14 protein-coding genes are annotated in these 19,042 nt (G+C 39.1%); 5 read left to right on the forward strand and 9 right to left on the reverse strand.

Annotation, left to right across the window (positions count from 1 at the left end):
- Positions 1-89 precede the first annotated feature (89 nt).
- The 5 genes from H1225_RS00735 to H1225_RS00755 form a co-directional block, all read right to left on the reverse strand.
- Positions 90-2,888: a M16 family metallopeptidase gene (locus H1225_RS00735; protein WP_161727601.1), complete on the reverse strand. Its 2,799-nt coding sequence runs from the start codon at positions 2,886-2,888 to the stop codon at positions 90-92.
- Positions 2,878-4,587 carry an ABC transporter ATP-binding protein/permease gene (locus H1225_RS00740; protein WP_161727600.1) on the reverse strand — a complete coding sequence of 570 codons (1,710 nt, stop codon included), beginning with the start codon at positions 4,585-4,587 and terminating at the stop codon, positions 2,878-2,880. The genes H1225_RS00735 and H1225_RS00740 overlap by 11 nt, the downstream gene beginning before the upstream one ends.
- 63 nt (positions 4,588-4,650) lie before the next feature.
- A complete protein-coding gene (locus H1225_RS00745; protein WP_161671100.1) occupies positions 4,651-7,413 on the reverse strand; it encodes a TonB-dependent receptor in 2,763 nt (920 codons plus the stop codon).
- Positions 7,414-7,516: 103 nt separating this feature from the next.
- Complete coding sequence (locus tag H1225_RS00750; RefSeq protein WP_239739382.1) at positions 7,517-8,545, reverse strand: FecR family protein; 1,029 nt, start codon at positions 8,543-8,545, stop codon at positions 7,517-7,519.
- Positions 8,535-9,083, reverse strand: a complete 549-nt coding sequence (locus H1225_RS00755; protein ID WP_006535272.1) for an RNA polymerase sigma factor — start codon at positions 9,081-9,083, stop codon at positions 8,535-8,537. The genes H1225_RS00750 and H1225_RS00755 overlap by 11 nt, the downstream gene beginning before the upstream one ends.
- A gap of 171 nt (positions 9,084-9,254) precedes the next feature.
- Here H1225_RS00755 and H1225_RS00760 point away from each other — a divergent pair, with 171 nt between their 5' ends.
- Complete coding sequence (locus tag H1225_RS00760) at positions 9,255-10,052, forward strand: energy transducer TonB (protein ID WP_006535271.1); 798 nt, start codon at positions 9,255-9,257, stop codon at positions 10,050-10,052.
- A 105-nt stretch (positions 10,053-10,157) separates the two neighbouring features.
- Here the strand turns inward: H1225_RS00760 and ettA are convergent, their stop codons facing one another.
- On the reverse strand, positions 10,158-11,825 hold the full coding sequence (ettA, locus tag H1225_RS00765; protein WP_036932999.1) for an energy-dependent translational throttle protein EttA: 1,668 nt from the start codon (positions 11,823-11,825) through the stop codon (positions 10,158-10,160).
- Positions 11,826-12,167: 342 nt separating this feature from the next.
- Here ettA and sltY point away from each other — a divergent pair, with 342 nt between their 5' ends.
- Positions 12,168-14,087, forward strand: coding sequence for a murein transglycosylase (gene sltY, locus H1225_RS00770; RefSeq protein ID WP_006535269.1), 1,920 nt, complete (start codon positions 12,168-12,170; stop codon positions 14,085-14,087).
- Between the two features lie 72 nt (positions 14,088-14,159).
- Positions 14,160-14,498 carry a trp operon repressor gene (gene trpR / locus H1225_RS00775; RefSeq protein WP_229096474.1) on the forward strand — a complete coding sequence of 113 codons (339 nt, stop codon included), beginning with the start codon at positions 14,160-14,162 and terminating at the stop codon, positions 14,496-14,498.
- 106 nt (positions 14,499-14,604) lie between these two features.
- Here trpR and yjjX read toward each other — a convergent pair whose 3' ends face one another.
- Complete coding sequence (gene yjjX / locus H1225_RS00780; protein WP_023580954.1) at positions 14,605-15,141, reverse strand: inosine/xanthosine triphosphatase; 537 nt, start codon at positions 15,139-15,141, stop codon at positions 14,605-14,607.
- A gap of 51 nt (positions 15,142-15,192) precedes the next feature.
- Between yjjX and gpmB the strand changes: the two genes are divergently transcribed.
- Entirely contained in the window at positions 15,193-15,840 is a 648-nt protein-coding gene (gene gpmB, locus H1225_RS00785) for a 2,3-diphosphoglycerate-dependent phosphoglycerate mutase GpmB (RefSeq protein ID WP_239739385.1), read from the forward strand.
- A 44-nt stretch (positions 15,841-15,884) separates the two neighbouring features.
- On the opposite strand, the gene robA is transcribed toward gpmB, so the two are convergent.
- Complete coding sequence (gene robA / locus H1225_RS00790) at positions 15,885-16,793, reverse strand: MDR efflux pump AcrAB transcriptional activator RobA (protein WP_161669225.1); 909 nt, start codon at positions 16,791-16,793, stop codon at positions 15,885-15,887.
- Between the two features lie 221 nt (positions 16,794-17,014).
- Here robA and creA point away from each other — a divergent pair, with 221 nt between their 5' ends.
- On the forward strand, positions 17,015-17,473 hold the full coding sequence (gene creA, locus H1225_RS00795) for a protein CreA (protein WP_174704115.1): 459 nt from the start codon (positions 17,015-17,017) through the stop codon (positions 17,471-17,473).
- 210 nt (positions 17,474-17,683) lie between these two features.
- On the opposite strand, the gene arcA is transcribed toward creA, so the two are convergent.
- Positions 17,684-18,400: a two-component system response regulator ArcA gene (gene arcA, locus H1225_RS00800; protein ID WP_006535263.1), complete on the reverse strand. Its 717-nt coding sequence runs from the start codon at positions 18,398-18,400 to the stop codon at positions 17,684-17,686.
- Between the last annotated feature and the right edge of the window lie 642 nt (positions 18,401-19,042).

Genomic DNA, 19,042 nt, shown 5'->3' on the forward strand with positions numbered 1-19,042 from the left:
AATTTAATTACTGTAATTTGATTAAAATTGATGAATAAACGCCCAGTTGGTTATTTAAACTGGGCGTTCTCTTTTTAACGAGATAAGACTTATTTTTTGTTAGCAGGGGTTAATTTAAATACCTTTTCATTCTCACCTAACCATTGACGAGCCACTTGATTTATATCGTTAACAGTTAATGTTTTTATCATGGCAGGATCAGTGAGTAAACGCTGATACTGTTGGTCATCAGTTGCAACTTGTGCAAGAGCTTCTGTCCAATAACTTGCACTGTCATTTACCTGTGAATTTTCAGTTAGCCAGATATTTTTAGCCTCTTGTAACTCTTTATCTGTAATGCCTGACTGTTTTACTTCATTCACGACTTTACGAGCAAGAGTAATTAATTCATCAGCGCGCTCAGGTGATGCCGTAAAGTTTAAACGACCAGTATAGTAGCTTGTCGGCACTTTCGTTAACATTTCAGAGAACCCAAGTGAATAAATACCACCAGCTTTTTCACGTAGGTTGAGTCTTAAACGTTGACTGATCACGGTATCGAGTAAATTTAGCGCTAATACGCGTTGTTGTGACCATTGAGCAGGTGCTGCATATTGAATGCTAATCATGCTCTTATCACTACTTGCAATAGGATATGTTTTGCTAAACGAGGTAAGTTTAGGGTTAATCGCAGGATCTGCCCAAAATAAGCGTTGCTCTGAACGTATTGGCAAACTCGCAATCCAACGTTCAACAAGCGGTTTAACTTGATTTAGATTGACAGGGCCACTGATAACTAAAGTCATATCAGCAGGTTGTCCTAAGATCATTTGGTTTGTTTGTTGTAATTGTTGGGCTGTAAATTGTTTCCAAGTACCTTGAGGTGAAACGACAAGGCGTTCACCATTTTGATAACTTTCTTTATTGATATTATCTAAGAATGTGCGTTCAACGGGGGTTTTTGAAAGACCTAATGCCATTGCTTGCTTTTGTTGCTCTAACTTCTCGCCATTAAACTGTGGAGAAGTCACTTTTAGATGCATTAATGTGAGTAAGGTTTCAAGTTCATCAATTGGCGCTTCGCCACGAAAACCATGGAATAACAGTTCGCTATAAGGGCGCAAGCTAATTTGGTGTTGCTTGGTAAATAATGCTAATTCACGCGCATTATAATTTCCATATCCACTGACTTCAGGTAGTTTTAACGCCCATTGCACCATCCCTAAGCTTTGATTGGTTTCAAGTGAAGAACCGCCCGGAATACGCAGTGAAACTTGAATATTATCTTTGAGATAACTGTCATTCTTCACAATCACTTTTACGTTATTGCTCAGTGTCCACTGTTGTGTTTTTTCAATAGGGAGTGATTGCGTGGAAACAATTGAACCTGTGAGTTTAGGTTTAATATCTAATACAACAGCTTGCGTTTTTAGGGTAAATGCGCCTGGATTTGACTGTCTAATTTCTTGCCAACGTTGTGCTGCTTTAGTTGCATTAAACAAACTAGCATCATTATCCGGACCAATCACAGCAACGCGTGGCGAAGATTGTTTTAGATATTGAGAAAAATAAGCTGACAATGTTTCAGGGGTCACTTTATTGATTAATTGATAGCTTAAATTGAGTGCCTGTTTTTTAGTTTGAATTGGCATTTCCAATTCAATGGCTGTGGTGATTTGGTTGGCTAAATAATCGTGCTCATAACGCTCTTCCCCCGCAGCTTGTTGGCTTAGGCGTTTTAGCATTGCGTTGCGAGCATTATCTAATTCTTCTTGAGTAACGGGTACAGAGGCGAGGCGTTGAACTTCTGTAAATAAGATATCTAATGCGCCTTGGTAATCATTACCTTTAGGATGTGCAATCATCAATTGTTGTGAACGACGAGCATCTAACATTGCACCTTGAGTATTGGCGCTAATAGACGCAATTAATCCATTATCAACGATAGTGGAGAAACGTTGATTTAAAATTGATAGCCATAATGAATCCATTAAATCTTCATATTGACCTTGGCGGCTATTTAAAGGTGCTGGCAAAGTCCGTTGCAAGGTGAACTGTAAAATACGTGAACCTTGTTCTTTGTCGAAAATTGTTTTAACCAGTAGATCTTTATGGTCGATAAAATTGTGCCAAGCAGGATCATCAATTCCTTTGTTTTCGCTATTTTTCGCATTAAACAGTTGCTTAATATCGGCAATGGCATCGCCCTGATTGAAGTTACCGACCAGTACTAACGCCATTCTTTCTGGTTGATACCAAGTATCGTAATAGCGTTTTGCATCTTTCACATCGCCATGTTTAACAATTTCTAAATCGCCAATAGGATCACGATCTAGATAACGGCTACCGTAGTAACGCAATTCTTCTAACTGGCGGTTAATACGAAAACCAATACCTTGGCGTAAACGCCACTCTTCAACAATAACAGGGCGCTCTTTATCAAACTCAATAGGGTCAAATGTCATTTCAAATGCCCAATCTGATAAGATTTTTAACCCCGTCTTAATTTGGATCGGGTTTGCATTCGGTAATGACAGTTTATAAGTCGTTGCATTTAAACTTGTTACGGCATTGACATGACTACCTAATTTCATGCCTAGGCTTTCAAGTTGTTTAAAGCCCGTTGTTCCTGGAAAATGTGTTGTACCTTTAAATGCCATATGTTCAGTAAAGTGTGAAAAACCAAGCTGTTTTTCATCTTCTTGAACAGAGCCACTTTTTACCAAAAGACGCATTTCAACACCGGGTTGTGGGCGTTGCAGTAAGTAGACGTCTAAACCATTATCTAGGGTAAAATGGCGAACATCAGGACGCAGTAATAACGTACTTTTGTCATTTTGATTAGGAGTGCTTGCCGCACACCCTAAAAGTGAAAGGCTGACTGAAACAATCAGTAATTTACGATACATATTCGGTAACTCCAACAGGTTGAGAGGAGGACACGGTAGGGGATTTGAGTGAAATCACATTATCTGCAATTAGATGTGTAAAACGCTGGTGGCTCACTAAAGCAATACCTGCGGTTGGCAGATGTTGTTTTAGCAACTGCAACATGTTCAATGCATTTTGTTCATCAAGTGCAGAGGTGGTTTCATCTAATAAAATAAGTGCTGGTTTATTGAGTAATAAACGGGCAAAAATAAGACGTTGTTGCTCACCGCCTGATAGACGTGTTGTCCAATCTGTTTCCAGTGAAAGTTGATTTTTTATTTTGTCTAAGCCCACCAAATGAAGGGCTTCTTCATACTCTTTAGCGGAGAATTGATTAGGCTGACAAGGATAAGCGAGCAAGCTGTCTAAACGTGCAAAAGGCAGGTACATACGTTGTGGGATCCAACACACATTTGGCGAGCGTTGAATTTCCCCTTTGAAATAAGGCCAATGCCCACTTAATGCTCTAAGCAGTGTTGATTTACCTAAACCAGAGCAACCTTCAATAACGGTTAACTCACCTGCTTTTACCGAGAAATTAATATCTTGGATTAACAGGCTGTCATCTTGCATAAACAGAGAAAGATTAGCCTTCAATTTAATCTGTTTATCATTTAAATCTGCGACTTCTGGCTCATGATCGTGCTCTAGAAGTATCACGAAGTTATAAAGACGGGTCACCGTTGCTTGCCATGCAGCAATCTCTTTATATGAGAAGATAAACCAACTTAATGCACCTGCAACACTAGAGAAGGCTTGTCTTAATTGCATTAATCCCCCTAGCATTAACTCGCCAGCAAGGAATTTAGGTAAGGCAAAAATAATCGGTGCCATCGCAGTGGTTTGTTGATAGCCGACAGTGAAGAAGGCCAGGTTTCTTTCGTAGCGAATAAGGTTGTTCCAGTTACGAATGACACCTAAAAAACGCCCCATTAATTCATTACGATCACTTATTTCACCACGCTGACCGGCAATCGCATCACCATGTTGTTTACGGGTGATGAGTGCTGTACGGTAATCAGCTTCTTTGCGTTGCTTATCCATATTAATTTTACGCAATGGTGAGCCAATAAACTGCGTAATGGTTATCCCGATAATGGTATAGATAATACAAGCCCAGAACATATAGCCGGGAATTGTCCACTCACTACCACCTAATGTGAAAGAGATAGCGCCAGACAGTGACCAAAGAATGGTGGCAAAAGAGATAAGTGTGAGTAACGAGTGCAAGAATGTGACAGTTAAACGCATTGTTGATTCGATCAGTAAACGAATATCTTCTGCAATACGCTGATCCGGGTTATCAGGCTCTTGAGAAGTCAGTCTTAACATATAGTGTTTACTGTTTTTTGATAACCAGCGATCGAGCACTTGTTCAGTCATGCCTTCGCGCCAGCGAATAACCATTTTTTGGCGTAAGAAATCGCCCATGACTACGACAGTAATTAATCCTGCAATAATAATGACAAATTGTTGAAGAAGCTTGTAGAGTGCTTGTCCATCAAGTTGTTGTAATGCGTTATAGAAACTACCATTCCATTCATTCATTTTGACGTTAAACCAGACGGATGACAGGGTTAAGGTCAAAGAGACAATCAATAGAAACCAGCAGTAAAGGGCGGCACGCCGCCCCCAAAAAGGTGAAACTAAATAGAAAAATTGTTTTATTGTTTTCATTGCTTATTGGTCATATTTTTATTGTGTATCGACTTGGTTGCTCACATTAACTTCGTCAATTTATTAATAGTCGTAGCTGACTTGTAACCAGAACTGACGACCTGGTTCATACGATTTGTATTCTTTGTCTTTGTAAGTGAAGTGATCAGCAACGTTTCGAGTATTAAGAACGTTATTCACTTCAACAGAGATACCCACACCATAAGCAAACTCAGGTTGCCAGCTTAGTTTGGTATTCCATGTAAAGCGGCTGCTGTAATTTTGTTTTTTATAGGCATAAATATAACCAGCATCATCTGTTTTGATCGGGTTACCGTTATTGGTTTTTTCTGCTTGAGAGCGCCAGCTATTCCATTGCAATTGGTTAAACCACGTCACATTCCATTCATCCCAAACGCTAGTGAGATCGGCTGTGATTTTTAATGGCGAGTTGAAATTACCAGAGGGTAGATCTTTGGCATCAATGATTTTTCCATCATAGAACACTTTGTTTCGGTTAACGTTTTGAGTGTTTGGACTAAAATCGGCATAACCTGAATCTTTAGGGGTATTCGTTTTGCTTTGTTGCCAACTGATTGAAGCATTGAAAACATGATCTGCTTGCGCCAATTCCCACGGCTGGCTATTTTTCACCGATAAAGTCACGGAATCGTGTGAACTACGACCATTGTTATTAAATGCACGAATATTCATTTTTTCGTAATCGGTGCTATCAGGATATTTTGTATCACTACGCACTTCATCACGACCGTTACGATGAACGTATTGTAAACGCCAAGTGGTTGAGGCGATTTCTTGTTGTAAACCTAAAGTAAATTCATCGTTGTACGGTGTTTTTAACGAATCTAGGCCGTCAAAATCAGTACGGTTATACCAGCTGGCATCAGAGGATTCACAATCAAAGTAACAGTGTTGCAAACCTGCATTTTGTGCCCCATACAATGCATACGTTAACATGGAGCGACCGTAGTAACGGTTTACACCACCAATCAAGAGGGTATTGCCTGTGCCCCAAATATCATAGGTACCACTTAAACGAGGTGAAATATTGTTTCTTTGAACAAAATCATCTCTATCTAAACGAATACCAGGACGCAGGGTTAAGCGTTTATATTGAATATTGTCATCAAGATAGATTGCATAATTTGTATAGGTTGCACTATGGCTCCCTGATTGGAAGCGTGTTGTATTTGAACGTCCGCCACTCCACTCGTTTGTATCAGGATCAGTCATTCCCGTATAGAAGTAACTATAAAAATCTTTATCTCTGATATAAGAGCCTTTGGTTCTTGCAACTTCAAAACCGGTTGTAGGTTGGTGTATGGTTGAACCTAAGTCATAAGAGTTAAAACGCATTATCGCTTTAGTACTTACAGTTTCTTGATTACTCTTTAGATCACCCTGACCACCACTGTTATAACTTGTTGGTGTTGACCAACCAGTAATTGCATCATCTAAACGAATAAAGTAATTTTGATCATTCGTTCGTTTATCTTCTAATTTTTGATAACCCGTTGTTAATTCTAAAGTACCAAGATCTAATTTATGTTTATAAAGTGCAGTAAAACTTAAACCATTATGCTCATTATCATAGCCTGAGTTATAGACTGAACCTGAGAATAGATAGCTTTTATAACGCGCAATATTACTTGATAAATCAAGAGATTGAGTATCTGAAATATCCCAAGAGTATTTAATAAAATAGTTATCTGAGGTACGAGTTTGGTCGCGATAACCTGCGGTTTGTTCAACTTGTTCTAATTGATAGTCAGGTGTATGGATAAAGCCACCAGCACTACTGATCATCATAGGAATGGTTGATTCACGGCGAGATGCAGAGAATATTAAACCGGTATGCTCAGTTAATCCTGTTTCAAACCAACCACCAAAGTTTTGTTTATCGTATTTTTTCTGGAATCGGGCTGGATTACTGACATCATTATTGGCGGTATCAAAATTTAGTTTTGGATCGGTGAAAATATTGTTCCAGCTTGAACGTGTTGTACGGTAATAGGCATTAGCATGGGTTTCGCCAGACCAACGACGACTCTGTACATCAACGGTACCGCCTGTAAATCCACCAAATTCCACCGGAATATTGTTATCGTAAACAGTAACACTATCAATTAAGCGACTATCAAGGTACATCCCTTGTTCATCACTACTAACACGCGTGTTGGTTTCACCATTACCTGAGTTGGCTGGGTCAAAGTCATTGTTAAAACTGACACCATCAAGTTTGTAAGAGTTTTGATAACTACTAGAGCCGTGAATAGAAATTCGTGAAGGTTTAATTTCACCCTGATTCATTGATGTGCTGTCATTATTGGAAAATTGAACAGCAGGGTTACTTTTGAGTAAATCAGTGATGTTACCATCACCCGTATTACGCTGTTTTATCTCTTCTGAAGTAATGTATTGTGGGGCTGAAACCACATCAGTAGCTGGGTGATAACTGCTACCAACACCCGTGACTTTAACTTCAGGAATAACAATCGCGTTAGTCGTGGCGAGAGGACGAATAACAAATCCACTGCCTTGCGGAATAATTTCTAACCCACTCCCAATTAAGACTTTTTGTAATGCAGTGTGGGTTTCAAATTGACCCGAAAGTGCTGGAGCACGTAGGTTTTTGACCGAACTTGCATCAAATAAAATTTGGACTTGTCCCTGTTTTGCAATAGCGCTCAATGAATCAGCCAAAGACTGTTCTGGTAAAGCCACAGAAATGGTAGATGCATAAGCACAAGGTGCAGCAATAGTGGTACTTATTAGCAATGCTAGCAGAGACCTCTTAAGGGCCCCTTTTTTGTTATTCATTTTCATTTCACCAATCCCATTCACTAACTTAATAATTGTTGTTACTAAGGAAGAGGGTGAAATGAGAATTATCCTCACCTGTAAAAAAGAATATTTTTCATATTTCTTTTTACTTATTGATAATTAACGCATTATTTTTATCGGTAAAAACAACATTAACCGGCAATATAAGTGGAATTGCGGTAATAAACTCTTCGGCATCATTAATGTTAGCGATCCCTGAGATTTTCATTTTGGCAATTTCGGGGGAGGAAATGTGAACATTGATATCAAGATAAGGTTTGAGTTTGGTTATTACTTCATTCAATGGGCGTTCAAAGAAATGCAGTTGACCAAAACGCCAACTTCCCACGGAATCAATATTGACCGAAGAGATAACCAAACTGTCACTGGCTAATGTGCTGGTGGCTTGAGAGCCTGCATACAAATAGGCTGGAGAAGATTTGGGTGTGGCTTTTACTTCGACAATCCCTTCATGGACAGCAACGTTAACTTGATTGTTATCATAGTGACTCACTTCAAATTCAGTGCCAACAACTTTAATTAATTGGCTATCAGCATGAACATAAAAAGGACGATACGGATTTGATTTGACTTTGAAATAGGCTTGTCCTTTATCTAGCCATAATCGTCTTTCTTTTTGTACGTAAGCCACTCTGACCTGTGTATTTTTATCTAAATAGACTTTAGAGCCATCAGCTAAGGTCATTTCTTTTGGTGAATTGCTGGTTGCAAGCGTCATATTATCCATCAGTAATGCGGGTAAATGACTATAAGGGAGATATAAAACGGTGAGTAAACAAAGCGCAGCCGTGGTGTGGATCATCGGGCGCCAAGGAGAGTGTTTTTTCTTTTCAACCGTGGTTATTGTTGGTCGTGGTAATGTATCGCATTGACGCCAGATACCTGCAATGTCCTGATATGCTTGCCGGTTTACATCATTTTCTATCCACACTTTAAACGCTTGGCGTTGTTTTGGGGTTATCCTTTGACTGTGTTGTCGGGTAAACCAAAGAGCTGCTTGCTCATCAGGTGATCCACTGAGTAATTCATCATCCGTTTCTAAAAAAAGAAGATCTGCTCCCTCATCTGTGTGAGGTTTAGTTTCCGGTATATTTTTTTCCGGCTTACTCATCATTCGTGCATTTCTCCTGTCCTGCATCGACATATCTTTTGCAATATAATAGGGCTGCTGCAATATGTTTTTCCACCATACTGATTGAAATATCCATCTGCTCTGCAATTTCGCTTTGTGATAAACCATCAAAACGATAAAGAACAAACGCTTCTCGGCGGCGTGGGGGCAACGTGGCAATTGCTTCACTAAGTAGATCTAAACGTTGTTGATGCTCAAGGACGTATCCCGGATCAAGCTCAGTAGTATAATTCTGAGCGGCATCATCTAATTCATAATCATCCTGGTAGATATCTTTCTGCTTTTGATTTTTTCTCCAATGGTCAATCAAAACGTGGTTCGCTATTTTAAACAGAAAAGCACGCTGTTCTTGTACAGGTGTTTGTTCTTTTCTGTTTAGCCATAGTGTAAACACATCTTGAGACAAATCATCTGCATCATGGTAATTACCCGTACGTTTGTGGAAAAAACGCACAAGTTGTCCATAGGTTGATTGATAGGCACAACTAATTTTTTGTGCCAATGATTTATTGCTAGCCATAATCTCTGGTGTTTAAAAAAGAGTGAAATAATAAGCTCTTACTGCTTCTCAAGCGAACAAGTTATGATAATTATCAAGCTAATTTTTTATTGTATTATTAATAATAAGCAATATCATTTGTGTTTGTATTATGCCTATAATTCATCAGAAAGAAAATCAGAGGCAAGAATTATGAGTAGTATGTCGGCGACTTTCCCACGCCGTTGGTCGTTTTCTATTGGTGGATTAACTGCCAGTATTTTATTTCATGTAACGCTAGTTGTTGTTGCTATTGGCTGGATAACTTCTAAAGAGGAACGTTATGGTGTTTTACCACCCGCAATGACAATGGATCTTGGTATCTATCAATTGGCTCAGACAGAAACAAAAGACGTTCCGGTTGGGCCTGAAAAAGTGATGTCTGTTCCTGAGCCAGCAGAAACCGAACCAGAGCCAATTAAAGAAGTATTGGATCTGCCAAAAATGCCTGTGGTTGAACAAGGTACTTATGAACGCCTTCCTGAAAAGCCAAAAGTAAAGCCAGTGGTTAAACCAAAACCTGTTGCGGTAAAAGTACCTGATGATCTTCCTGTCTCAGAAGCTCCATCAGATATAACGAGTGCACCAGCTTCTGGCTCTAATACAAGCAGTAGTGCTCAATTTAATAGTTTATCTTCCTCTTCTGTGAGTGGACAAATAGGGTGGGAAAGTTTGGTTCATAGCCATATTAATACCTATAAACGCTATCCACGAACAGCATTGCGTTTTAAAGCAACAGGCGTGACACAAGTTTCTATTATGTTAAATGCAAAAGGTGAGTTATTGGATGCAAAAGTGGAAACATCCTCAGGTAATCGTATTCTTGATAAAGAGGCTTTAAATACAATTAAACGCGCTTCGCCATTTCCAGCACCTGAAAGCTATCGTTTGGTCAATGGAAATATTTCGTTTACCGTACCTTTAGGTTTTGATTATAGGCAAGAGAGTTAATTATTACTGTTTTACAATTAGTTATTAAATTTTAAACTAATAAAATAGAAAAAAGCAGAGAATAATCTCTGCTTTTTTTTTATCGAATGGAGTAAATAAATGCGATTATTTGCTCATACGTTTGTACTTCATGCGACGAGGCTGAATAGCATCGTTACCTAATGTACGCTTTTTATATTCTTCATATTCGGTAAAGTTACCTTCGAAGAATTCCACTTTACCTTCATCTTGGTAATCGATGATATGTGTGGCAATACGGTCAAGGAACCAACGGTCATGGGAAATAACCATGGCACAACCTGGGAACTCTAACAGGGCATTTTCTAATGCACGTAAAGTTTCAACATCGAGGTCGTTGGTTGGTTCATCGAGCAGTAACATGTTACCGCCAACTTGTAGCAGTTTAGCTAGGTGTAAACGACCACGCTCACCACCAGAAAGTTCGCCAACACGTTTACCTTGGTCAACGCCTTTAAAGTTAAAGCGACCCACATAGGCACGGCTTGGAATTTCAAAGTTACCAATACGCATAATATCTTGGCCACCGGAAACTTCTTCCCAAACGGTTTTACTGTCATCCATGCTGTCGCGGAACTGATCAACAGAGGCTAACTTAACAGTATCACCTAGCACTAAAGTACCTGAATCGGGTTGTTCTTGGCCGGAGATCATCCGAAATAGTGTTGATTTACCTGCACCGTTAGGGCCGATAATACCAACAATAGCCCCTTTAGGAATAGAGAAGCTTAAATCATCAATCAGAACGCGATCACCATAAGATTTTGTTAGATTATTAATTTCTAACACTTTATCCCCTAAACGCGGTCCAGGTGGAATAAAGAGTTCACTGGTCTCATTACGTTTTTGATAATCAACGCTATTAAGTTCTTCAAAGCGAGCCAGACGAGCCTTACCTTTTGCTTGGCGGCCTTTAGGATTTTGGCGGATCCACTCAAGTTCTTTTTGGATTGATTTATGGCGAGCTGCTTCAGTTGCGGCTTCTTGTTCCAGACGTGCGTCTTTTTGCTCTAACCATGAAGAGTAGTTACCTTCCCATGGAATACCTTCACCACGGTCAAGTTCTAAGATCCAACCCGCTACGTTATCTAGGAAGTAACGGTCGTGCGTGATTGCCACAACAGTACCTTCATAATCGTGTAAGAAGCGTTCTAACCACGCTACAGATTCTGCGTCTAAGTGGTTAGTAGGTTCATCTAATAACAGCATATCTGGTTTTTCTAACAGAAGACGACAGATAGCGACACGGCGGCGTTCACCCCCTGAAAGTTTCTCAATTTTAGCGTCCCACTCAGGTAAACGCAGCGCTTCTGCAGCACGCTCTAATTGGTTTTCAAGGTTATGACCATCATGAGATTGAATAATCGCTTCTAACTGACCTTGTTCTTTTGCTAATTTATCGAAATCAGCATCAGGATCGGCATAAGCCGCATAAACTTCATCAAGGCGGTTTAATGCGTTTTTCAGTTCGCTAACGGCTTCTTCAACGGCTTCACGTACGGTATGTTCAGGGTTTAATTTTGGTTCTTGTGGTAAGTAACCAATTTTAATGCCTGGTTGTGGACGTGCTTCACCTTCGATATCAGTATCAATACCTGCCATGATGCGTAGTAATGTTGATTTACCGGCACCATTTAGACCAAGCACACCAATTTTCGCGCCCGGGAAGAAGCTGAGTGAAATGTTTTTAAGGATATGTCGCTTTGGTGGGACAATTTTCCCGACACGCAACATACTATAAACGTATTGAGCCACTATAATTACCCTTTGATTATAAAAGAGATTTTCTCTGAGGTGCCATTTTTCGCGATAAAAACAAATTTTTTGTAATTAAGCTGCGTTTTTAGAGCACCTAAATGAACAATAGCAAAGTCAATGTCAGTAATTTGCCAAAGACCCGAAAATGATGAAAGTCGCCAGTATACCCGATTTATAAAAGAAAACCTTAGTCAAAAGAGAGGTTTTTCTCAACCTTTCGTGCTTCTTCTGAAAGTGAAGAAAATTTCTGTTAAAGAAGGGAACTTACATTGTTAATGATTATCATATTAGCTAATGTATTCACTCTTTGGTGGTTTTATTTGAGGTGGGAGAAATAACGTGGTGAAGCAAAAGTGGTCGTTAACATTCGCAATAGGGGCATTGTGCTTTTCTGCATGGGCACATGCTGACTCATTAAGTGAACAACGTGCTCGTTATCAAGAAATTAAAGCAGCGTGGGATCTAAAAAAAACAGATGAAGTCGAAAAACTACTGCCTACATTGCAAGATTACCCACTTTACCCCTATTTAGAATATCGTCAAATCACAGATAATCTTGATATTGTGGCACCGGCGGTTGTTTCTGAATTTGCTGAAAAATACCCGACACTCCCTCCTGCAAGAGCGCTTCCATCGCTGTTTGTGAATGAATTAGCGAAGCGCCAAGAATGGCAAAATTTACTGACTTTTAGTCCAAATCCACCTAATCCTAAAGCAGCAAGATGTAATTACTATTATGCAAAATGGGCAACAGGTGATATTCAAACAGCATGGATTGGGGCTAAAGAAGCATGGCTAAATGGTACTTCAATGCCATCAAGTTGCGATCCTCTTTTTGATGAATGGCAAAAAGCGAATCAATTAACACCAGAATTAGTATTAGAAAGAATTCATTTAGCGATTAAAAATGGTAATACAGGGCTGGCGGCTTATTTAGCAAGACGCCTTCCAGAAAATTATCAAACCATTAACGATGCCTTGGTTGAATTACAAGACTATCCAAACTTAGTTGGGCGCTATGCAACCGCGCTTTCACCAACCGATTTCACTCGTTCTATCATACAATCGGCATTTTCACGTTGGGCAAGAAAAGATGCAGATGCGGCTAGAGCGCAACTGGATAATATTGCACATGCCCAAAAAATGACGGCGAGTGAACGCCAGTTAATGCGTGATACTGTGGCATGGCAATATATGCCTTATGCCACACCTGAGCAGGTGAAATGGCGTGATAGCGTTATTCAAGATACTGCATCAGATACACTGCGTGAACGTCGTGTACGCCTAGCATTAAGCCAAAACCAACCAGCTGAATTGGCATTGTGGTTAGAAAGACTTTCTCCTGAAAGTAAAAATAAGGAAGAGTGGCGTTATTGGCGTGCAATGGTATTGCAATCTCAAGGTAAAAATAGCGAAGCTCAAGCTATTTTAGAAGCGCTGACGCAAAATCGTGGTTTTTACCCAATGGTTGCCGCGACCAAATTAGGTAAGCCTTATGTGATGGTGATAGATAAGGCACCAAGTGTTTCATCAAGTATCTCTAATCAGCCAGAAGTACAACGTGTTCGTGAATTAATGTATTGGCAAATGGACAACTTAGCGCGCTCAGAATGGGCAAACTATGTTGCTTCGCAACCCGCACAAATACAGTCTGAATTAGCACGTTATGCATTTGAACAAAAATGGGCTGATTTAGCCGTGCAAGCCACCATTACAGGAAAAATGTGGGATCACTTAGAAGAACGTTTTCCTCTTGCCTGGAAAAATGAGTTTGAGCAATACACGAAAGATAAATCGATAGACCGTAATTATGCGATGGCGATAGCCCGTCAAGAAAGTGCGTGGAACCCACAAGCACGCTCTTCAGCGGGTGCAACAGGTTTAATGCAGGTAATGCCAAAAACAGCAGAATTTACGGTAAAACAAGCCGGTATTACGGGGTATGTAAGTAGCGCACAGTTAACCAATCCTGTGAAAAATATTGAGATTGGTACGGCTTACCTTGATTCTGTTTATCAACGTTTTAACCAAAATCGTATTTTAGCAAGTGCTGCGTATAATGCAGGACCTGCACGTGTTGATCGTTGGTTATCTGATGCAAATGGCCAACTAGATGCGATTGCGTTTGTTGAAAGTATTCCTTTTGCTGAAACACGAGGCTATGTCAAAAATGTGCTCTCTTTTGCTGTTTTCTATAGCTATTTTGCCGGTGAACAGCAGCCGGTTTTGACTGAAAATGAGTGGAATAGTCGTTATTAAGGGATAAAAAGGCGATTTGTCGTGGGAGCCTCTTGGTACATTAGCAAAGTATGATATAGTTTGTACTAGTTAATGAGTGTGGCAAAAGAGGTTTTCACGATGCAAGATCCTGCATTATCACCTGAAGAGAATGAGCACTGGCTAAGATTTGTTGAGTTATTACAACATGCATTTGAGCAAGATGTGCACTTTCCTATTTTACAACTTTTAATGACACCTGATGAACGTAGTGCTTTGGCAACACGAGTTCGCATTGTGCAAGAGTTAATGCGAGGGGATTTAAGTCAGCGTGAGTTAAAAGAAGAGTTAGGCGTTGGTATTGCCACCATCACTAGAGGCTCTAATAGCTTAAAAACAGCACCACATGAAGTGAAGTTATGGCTTGAAAAAGAGCTAATGACGAAAAAATAGTTGCATTATAATAATGTGAGCTAGAAAGATAAAAAGCCATTTAATCAAATAATTAAATGGCTTTTTGCTTTCTTTTCTACCTAAAAAAAACACATCAGATTAATAATTAATCTTCTTTTTGATTGAGTTCTTTATAAATATCGTGAGTGACAGGTACTAATGCCAGAACTAATGCTTGTTGATACACAGAGGTGCGACTGAGTAAGCCATCGGTAAAATAACCAATCGCACCGCCACGCTGTTTAATATTGTCAATTTTTGTTAAGAAAGCCATTTCATCGCCAAGCTCACGACCTTCACGGATCCCCTTTAAGATCTGTTCGGGTAACATAAGACTTGCTGAGCGTGATTCCCCACGAATTTGTCCATGTTCGACAACAATCCAAGCAAAGGTCATATCATCTTCAATACCGGCTTCGACGCCAACCCAAAAATCAGCTTCAGGGCGAACTTGACGAGCAGCCATCACACGTTGGCGTGCGCCAGTTCTCGTTTCTGTATTTCCGATAGGTTGCTGTGGAACACGACTATCGACATTAATATCTTCAATATCAAAGGTATCTTTACCGAACACTTGCTCAAAAGCGAGTTTTATCGCGTTGATTTTTGCTGGATTCGTAGTGGCTGCAATGACATGATACATAATGAATTAATCATCCTTTGAAAAATTAGAGCAGTATAACGGAAAAAATGTATGTTACAGGTCTATCTTGTTCGCCACGGTGAAACTGAATGGAACGTGGCGAGACGTATTCAAGGGCAATCTGATAGCCCGCTAACAGCGAATGGTGTGCGTCAAGCACAGCAAGTTGCTGAAAAAGTAAAATCAGCAGGCATTACCCACATTATCTCAAGCGATCTTGGTCGTACTCGTCAAACGGCAGAAATCATTGCACAAGCTTGTGGCTGTGAAGTGATAACTGACCCACGTTTACGTGAACTCAATATGGGCGTTCTTGAACAACGAGAGATCGCAACATTAAAGACACAAGAAGAAGTTTGGCGCAAGAGTTTGATTGATGGTACACCTGATGGACGAATTCCCCAAGGAGAATCAATGACAGAATTAGCAAGTCGTATGCAGGCTGCACTAAATCAATGTCTTGATTTACCCGAAAATAGCCGTCCACTCTTAGTGAGTCATGGTATTGCTTTAGGGTGCTTATTGAGCACAGTATTGGGATTACCTGCATATGCAGAACGCCGTTTAAGACTGCGTAATTGCTCAATTTCACGTATTGATTATCAAAATAGCCCTTGGCTTGCTAATGGCTGGGTGATTGAAACGGCGGGTGATGTGAGTCATCTTACATCTACAGCATTAGATGAAGTTCAACGCTAAAAAGTAAAAGCTCTCTTTGACGCAACTATCAAGAGAGCTTTTTCTTATGCCATTACATCTTCACGTTTAATGGGGATGTAATATTCAAATCGTTCAATATGATCTTGTGGTTCAGTCACCATCTCATTGCTGTAACGCACATTTTTAAGATAGTATTTTTCGACGTCATAACCTTTACGGCGAGTTAATCCCATTTTCGGTAAACAAACACCATAAATCAGGAATAAAAACTCCTGCATTGCCCCTCGTTTTGCCTCACCTTCGAAATCAAAGCGAATGTAATCACCTCCTGCTAATGAGACTTCATGGGCTGCATCATCCTCAATAAATGTTGCATAGTCAGGCTCAACTGCAGTGGTATAAAGCACACGTTGCTCATCTTCATGTTCATCACTATGTTGTGCATGATGAAGACCATAAACTTGATGAGGAACCGCATTTATTTTGCTCATATAGTAATGCCAGAATGTTTGGCGCATATCGGAACAAGCTTCAGCCCATTGTTCAAGTGTATGGCTACATGTTTGCTCAATACCAATAAGTTTTTTCTCAGGTAATTGTACAAATTCCCATTTTGGTAATTTTTGAGGATCTAAAGTAATAGGTGGACAAATTCCCACTGCGCACCATTCATCAGTACGACGATAAAGTGCTGGAGTTCTATTAAATTGCTTTTTAAAAGCACGGGTAAACGTCTGTTGGGAATCAAAACGATATTGCAAAGCAATGTCTAAAATGGGGCGACTCGTTAAACGTAATGCAACAGCCGCACGAGATAGACGCCTTGAACGAATATAAGAACCAATCGCTTGTCCTGTAACTTCTTTAAACATGCGTTGTAGATGCCACTTGGAGTAACCCGCTTTGGTTGCGACATTATCGAGGGATAATGGTTTATCGAGGTTACTATCAAGCCAAGCGAGCAAATCACGTATGATGTTGGTTTGATCCATACATCTCCCTTAGTCATATTCGTTTGTTTATTGCTGTAGATGGTAAAGAGCCTGAACATCTATAACAAGTTATATTGTTAGACAATCGTAAAATATAGTCTTTTTCATTGACTAATGTACACAAATTCTTCTATCAGTTAGTAATAGATTGTTTTATTCTAGATGAAACTATTCTCTCATCTTTTCAATGGAACAAGGTAAATATGTTAAATTTCAAAAAGATGCTAGCAGTGTCTATCTTACTCCCTTTTTCTTTGATGGCAAAAGCGGAAGAAATTGGTTACGTCGATACGGTATTCAAGTTTTTTGGTGCTAACCATAAAATTGTGATTGAAGCATTTGATGATCCTGAAGTTAAAAATGTGACTTGTTATTTAAGTCGTGCAAAAACAGGTGGGATCTCAGGAAGTCTAGGCCTTGCTGAAGATACAGCTGATGCGGCGATATCTTGTCAGCAAGTCGGGCCTATTGAACTAAGCGAAAAGGTTATTAAAGGAAAAAACCGAGGTGATGTTGTTTTCCAGAAAAGAACATCGCTAGTATTTAAAAAGCTTCAAGTTGTGCGTTTTTATGATAAAGAGCGTCATGCACTGATTTACTTAACTTATTCCGATAAGGTGATTGATGGCTCACCAAAAAATGCGATTAGTGCAGTACCTATTATGCCATGGAAAGAGTGATTCTTATTTGCTAGAGGAATTAATGATTAATAAAATTAATACGAATAAGGTTTAAAATTTTTTTTAAAAACAAGTTATATTTTTTTCAAAATAGTTGCGAAGATCAATTTTCACCTTTTGTTATTTTATTAATCCATTTTTAGATAAAAGAAAACCCCTGAATATTATTCAGGGGTTTTTTGTTAGTTAATTGATTGATATTGTATCAAATCACTCGTCTAAATCACCACAAAAGCGATAGCCTTCACCATGAATTGTTGCAATGATTTCTGGTGTATCAGGTGTTGACTCAAAATGCTTACGAATACGACGGATAGTTACGTCAACAGTACGATCATGAGGTTTGAGTTCACGACCTGTCATTTTCTTCAGTAATTCTGCGCGAGTTTGGATTTTTCCTGGGTTCTCGCAGAAATGTAGCATCGCACGAAATTCACTGCGTGGTAATTTATATTGTTCACCAGCAGGGCTGATTAGTGAGCGACTGTTAATATCAAGCTCCCAACCATTGAATTTATAGCTCTCGACTAAACGGCGTTCTTCTGTTCCATTAACTAAATTCATGGTACGTGACAGTAAGTTACGTGCACGAATCGTTAATTCACGAGGGTTAAATGGTTTAGTAATGTAATCATCGGCACCAATTTCTAGGCCTAAGATTTTATCAACTTCATTATCACGACCCGTTAGGAACATTAATGCAACACTTGCCTGTTCACGTAATTCACGAGCAAGTAACAGCCCATTTTTACCAGGAAGGTTAATATCCATAATGACCAGATTAATATCATGATCAGATAGAACATTGTGCATTTCATTGCCATCAGTGGCTTCGTGTACGATATACCCTTCAGCTTCGAATATGCTTTTCAGGGTATTACGAGTAACAACTTCGTCTTCAACAATCAGAATGTGCGGGGTTTGCATATTTGCTACCTAAAATTACCAAAAATAGAAAAAGGAAATCTGTGTTTAACTTCTGTGTGCGCTTGTGTGGTTATTCATTTTTGTTATTAGCACGTAAAAACTAGACCCAGATTGAAATTCGATAAATAACCATCACGTTATTACAAAACTTGCAAAATTAATCGATAATGGACGTTAAAATCAGAATGCAAAACGCCCATAGTCTATTAACAGCAATATAACACCAGTTGTATTAAATACCATCTAAAAAGCTAACTTTTGTTGACACATATCAAAATCAAGATAACAGCTTAACCTTGATTTCAATAGTTAACTATATAATTTGATTTATGTAATGTAAAAGAAAAATATATGTTAAATATAGTGAGGTTTATTTTTTTTGCCAGTTTTGTTACACAAATTAAAGTAGCATAAAATACCTTATTCCTTATAAAAGTACAAATGCCCAAATAACTCTAAGATAGTAGCCTTATTTTCTTTACTTATCCCTTTGTGATAGTAATTTATATACTACAATAGGGGTAAAATTCGAATAAATTTCATTTAAGTCTAATTTGTTTTTTAGTAAAAAAAGAGAAAAAGTTTGACATCTCTCTCGCTTTGCTTTAACCAGTATATAGTCAAACTAATTTTGAGACAGAC

This window comes from Proteus penneri (genome assembly GCF_022369495.1).
Taxonomy (GTDB): Bacteria; Pseudomonadota; Gammaproteobacteria; order Enterobacterales; family Enterobacteriaceae; genus Proteus; species Proteus penneri.

Coding starts and splice junctions, on each gene's coding strand:
- gpmB (WP_239739385.1), top strand. CDS start 15,193: ATGTTACAGGTCTATCTTGTTCGCCACGGTGAAACTGAATGGAACGTG.
- H1225_RS00740 (WP_161727600.1), bottom strand. CDS start 4,587: ATGAAAACAATAAAACAATTTTTCTATTTAGTTTCACCTTTTTGGGGG.
- H1225_RS00760 (WP_006535271.1), top strand. CDS start 9,255: ATGAGTAGTATGTCGGCGACTTTCCCACGCCGTTGGTCGTTTTCTATT.
- yjjX (WP_023580954.1), bottom strand. CDS start 15,141: ATGTATCATGTCATTGCAGCCACTACGAATCCAGCAAAAATCAACGCG.
- robA (WP_161669225.1), bottom strand. CDS start 16,793: ATGGATCAAACCAACATCATACGTGATTTGCTCGCTTGGCTTGATAGT.
- H1225_RS00745 (WP_161671100.1), bottom strand. CDS start 7,413: ATGAAAATGAATAACAAAAAAGGGGCCCTTAAGAGGTCTCTGCTAGCA.
- arcA (WP_006535263.1), bottom strand. CDS start 18,400: ATGCAAACCCCGCACATTCTGATTGTTGAAGACGAAGTTGTTACTCGT.
- H1225_RS00755 (WP_006535272.1), bottom strand. CDS start 9,083: ATGGCTAGCAATAAATCATTGGCACAAAAAATTAGTTGTGCCTATCAA.
- trpR (WP_229096474.1), top strand. CDS start 14,160: ATGAGTGTGGCAAAAGAGGTTTTCACGATGCAAGATCCTGCATTATCA.
- H1225_RS00750 (WP_239739382.1), bottom strand. CDS start 8,545: ATGATGAGTAAGCCGGAAAAAAATATACCGGAAACTAAACCTCACACA.
- creA (WP_174704115.1), top strand. CDS start 17,015: ATGCTAGCAGTGTCTATCTTACTCCCTTTTTCTTTGATGGCAAAAGCG.
- H1225_RS00735 (WP_161727601.1), bottom strand. CDS start 2,888: ATGTATCGTAAATTACTGATTGTTTCAGTCAGCCTTTCACTTTTAGGG.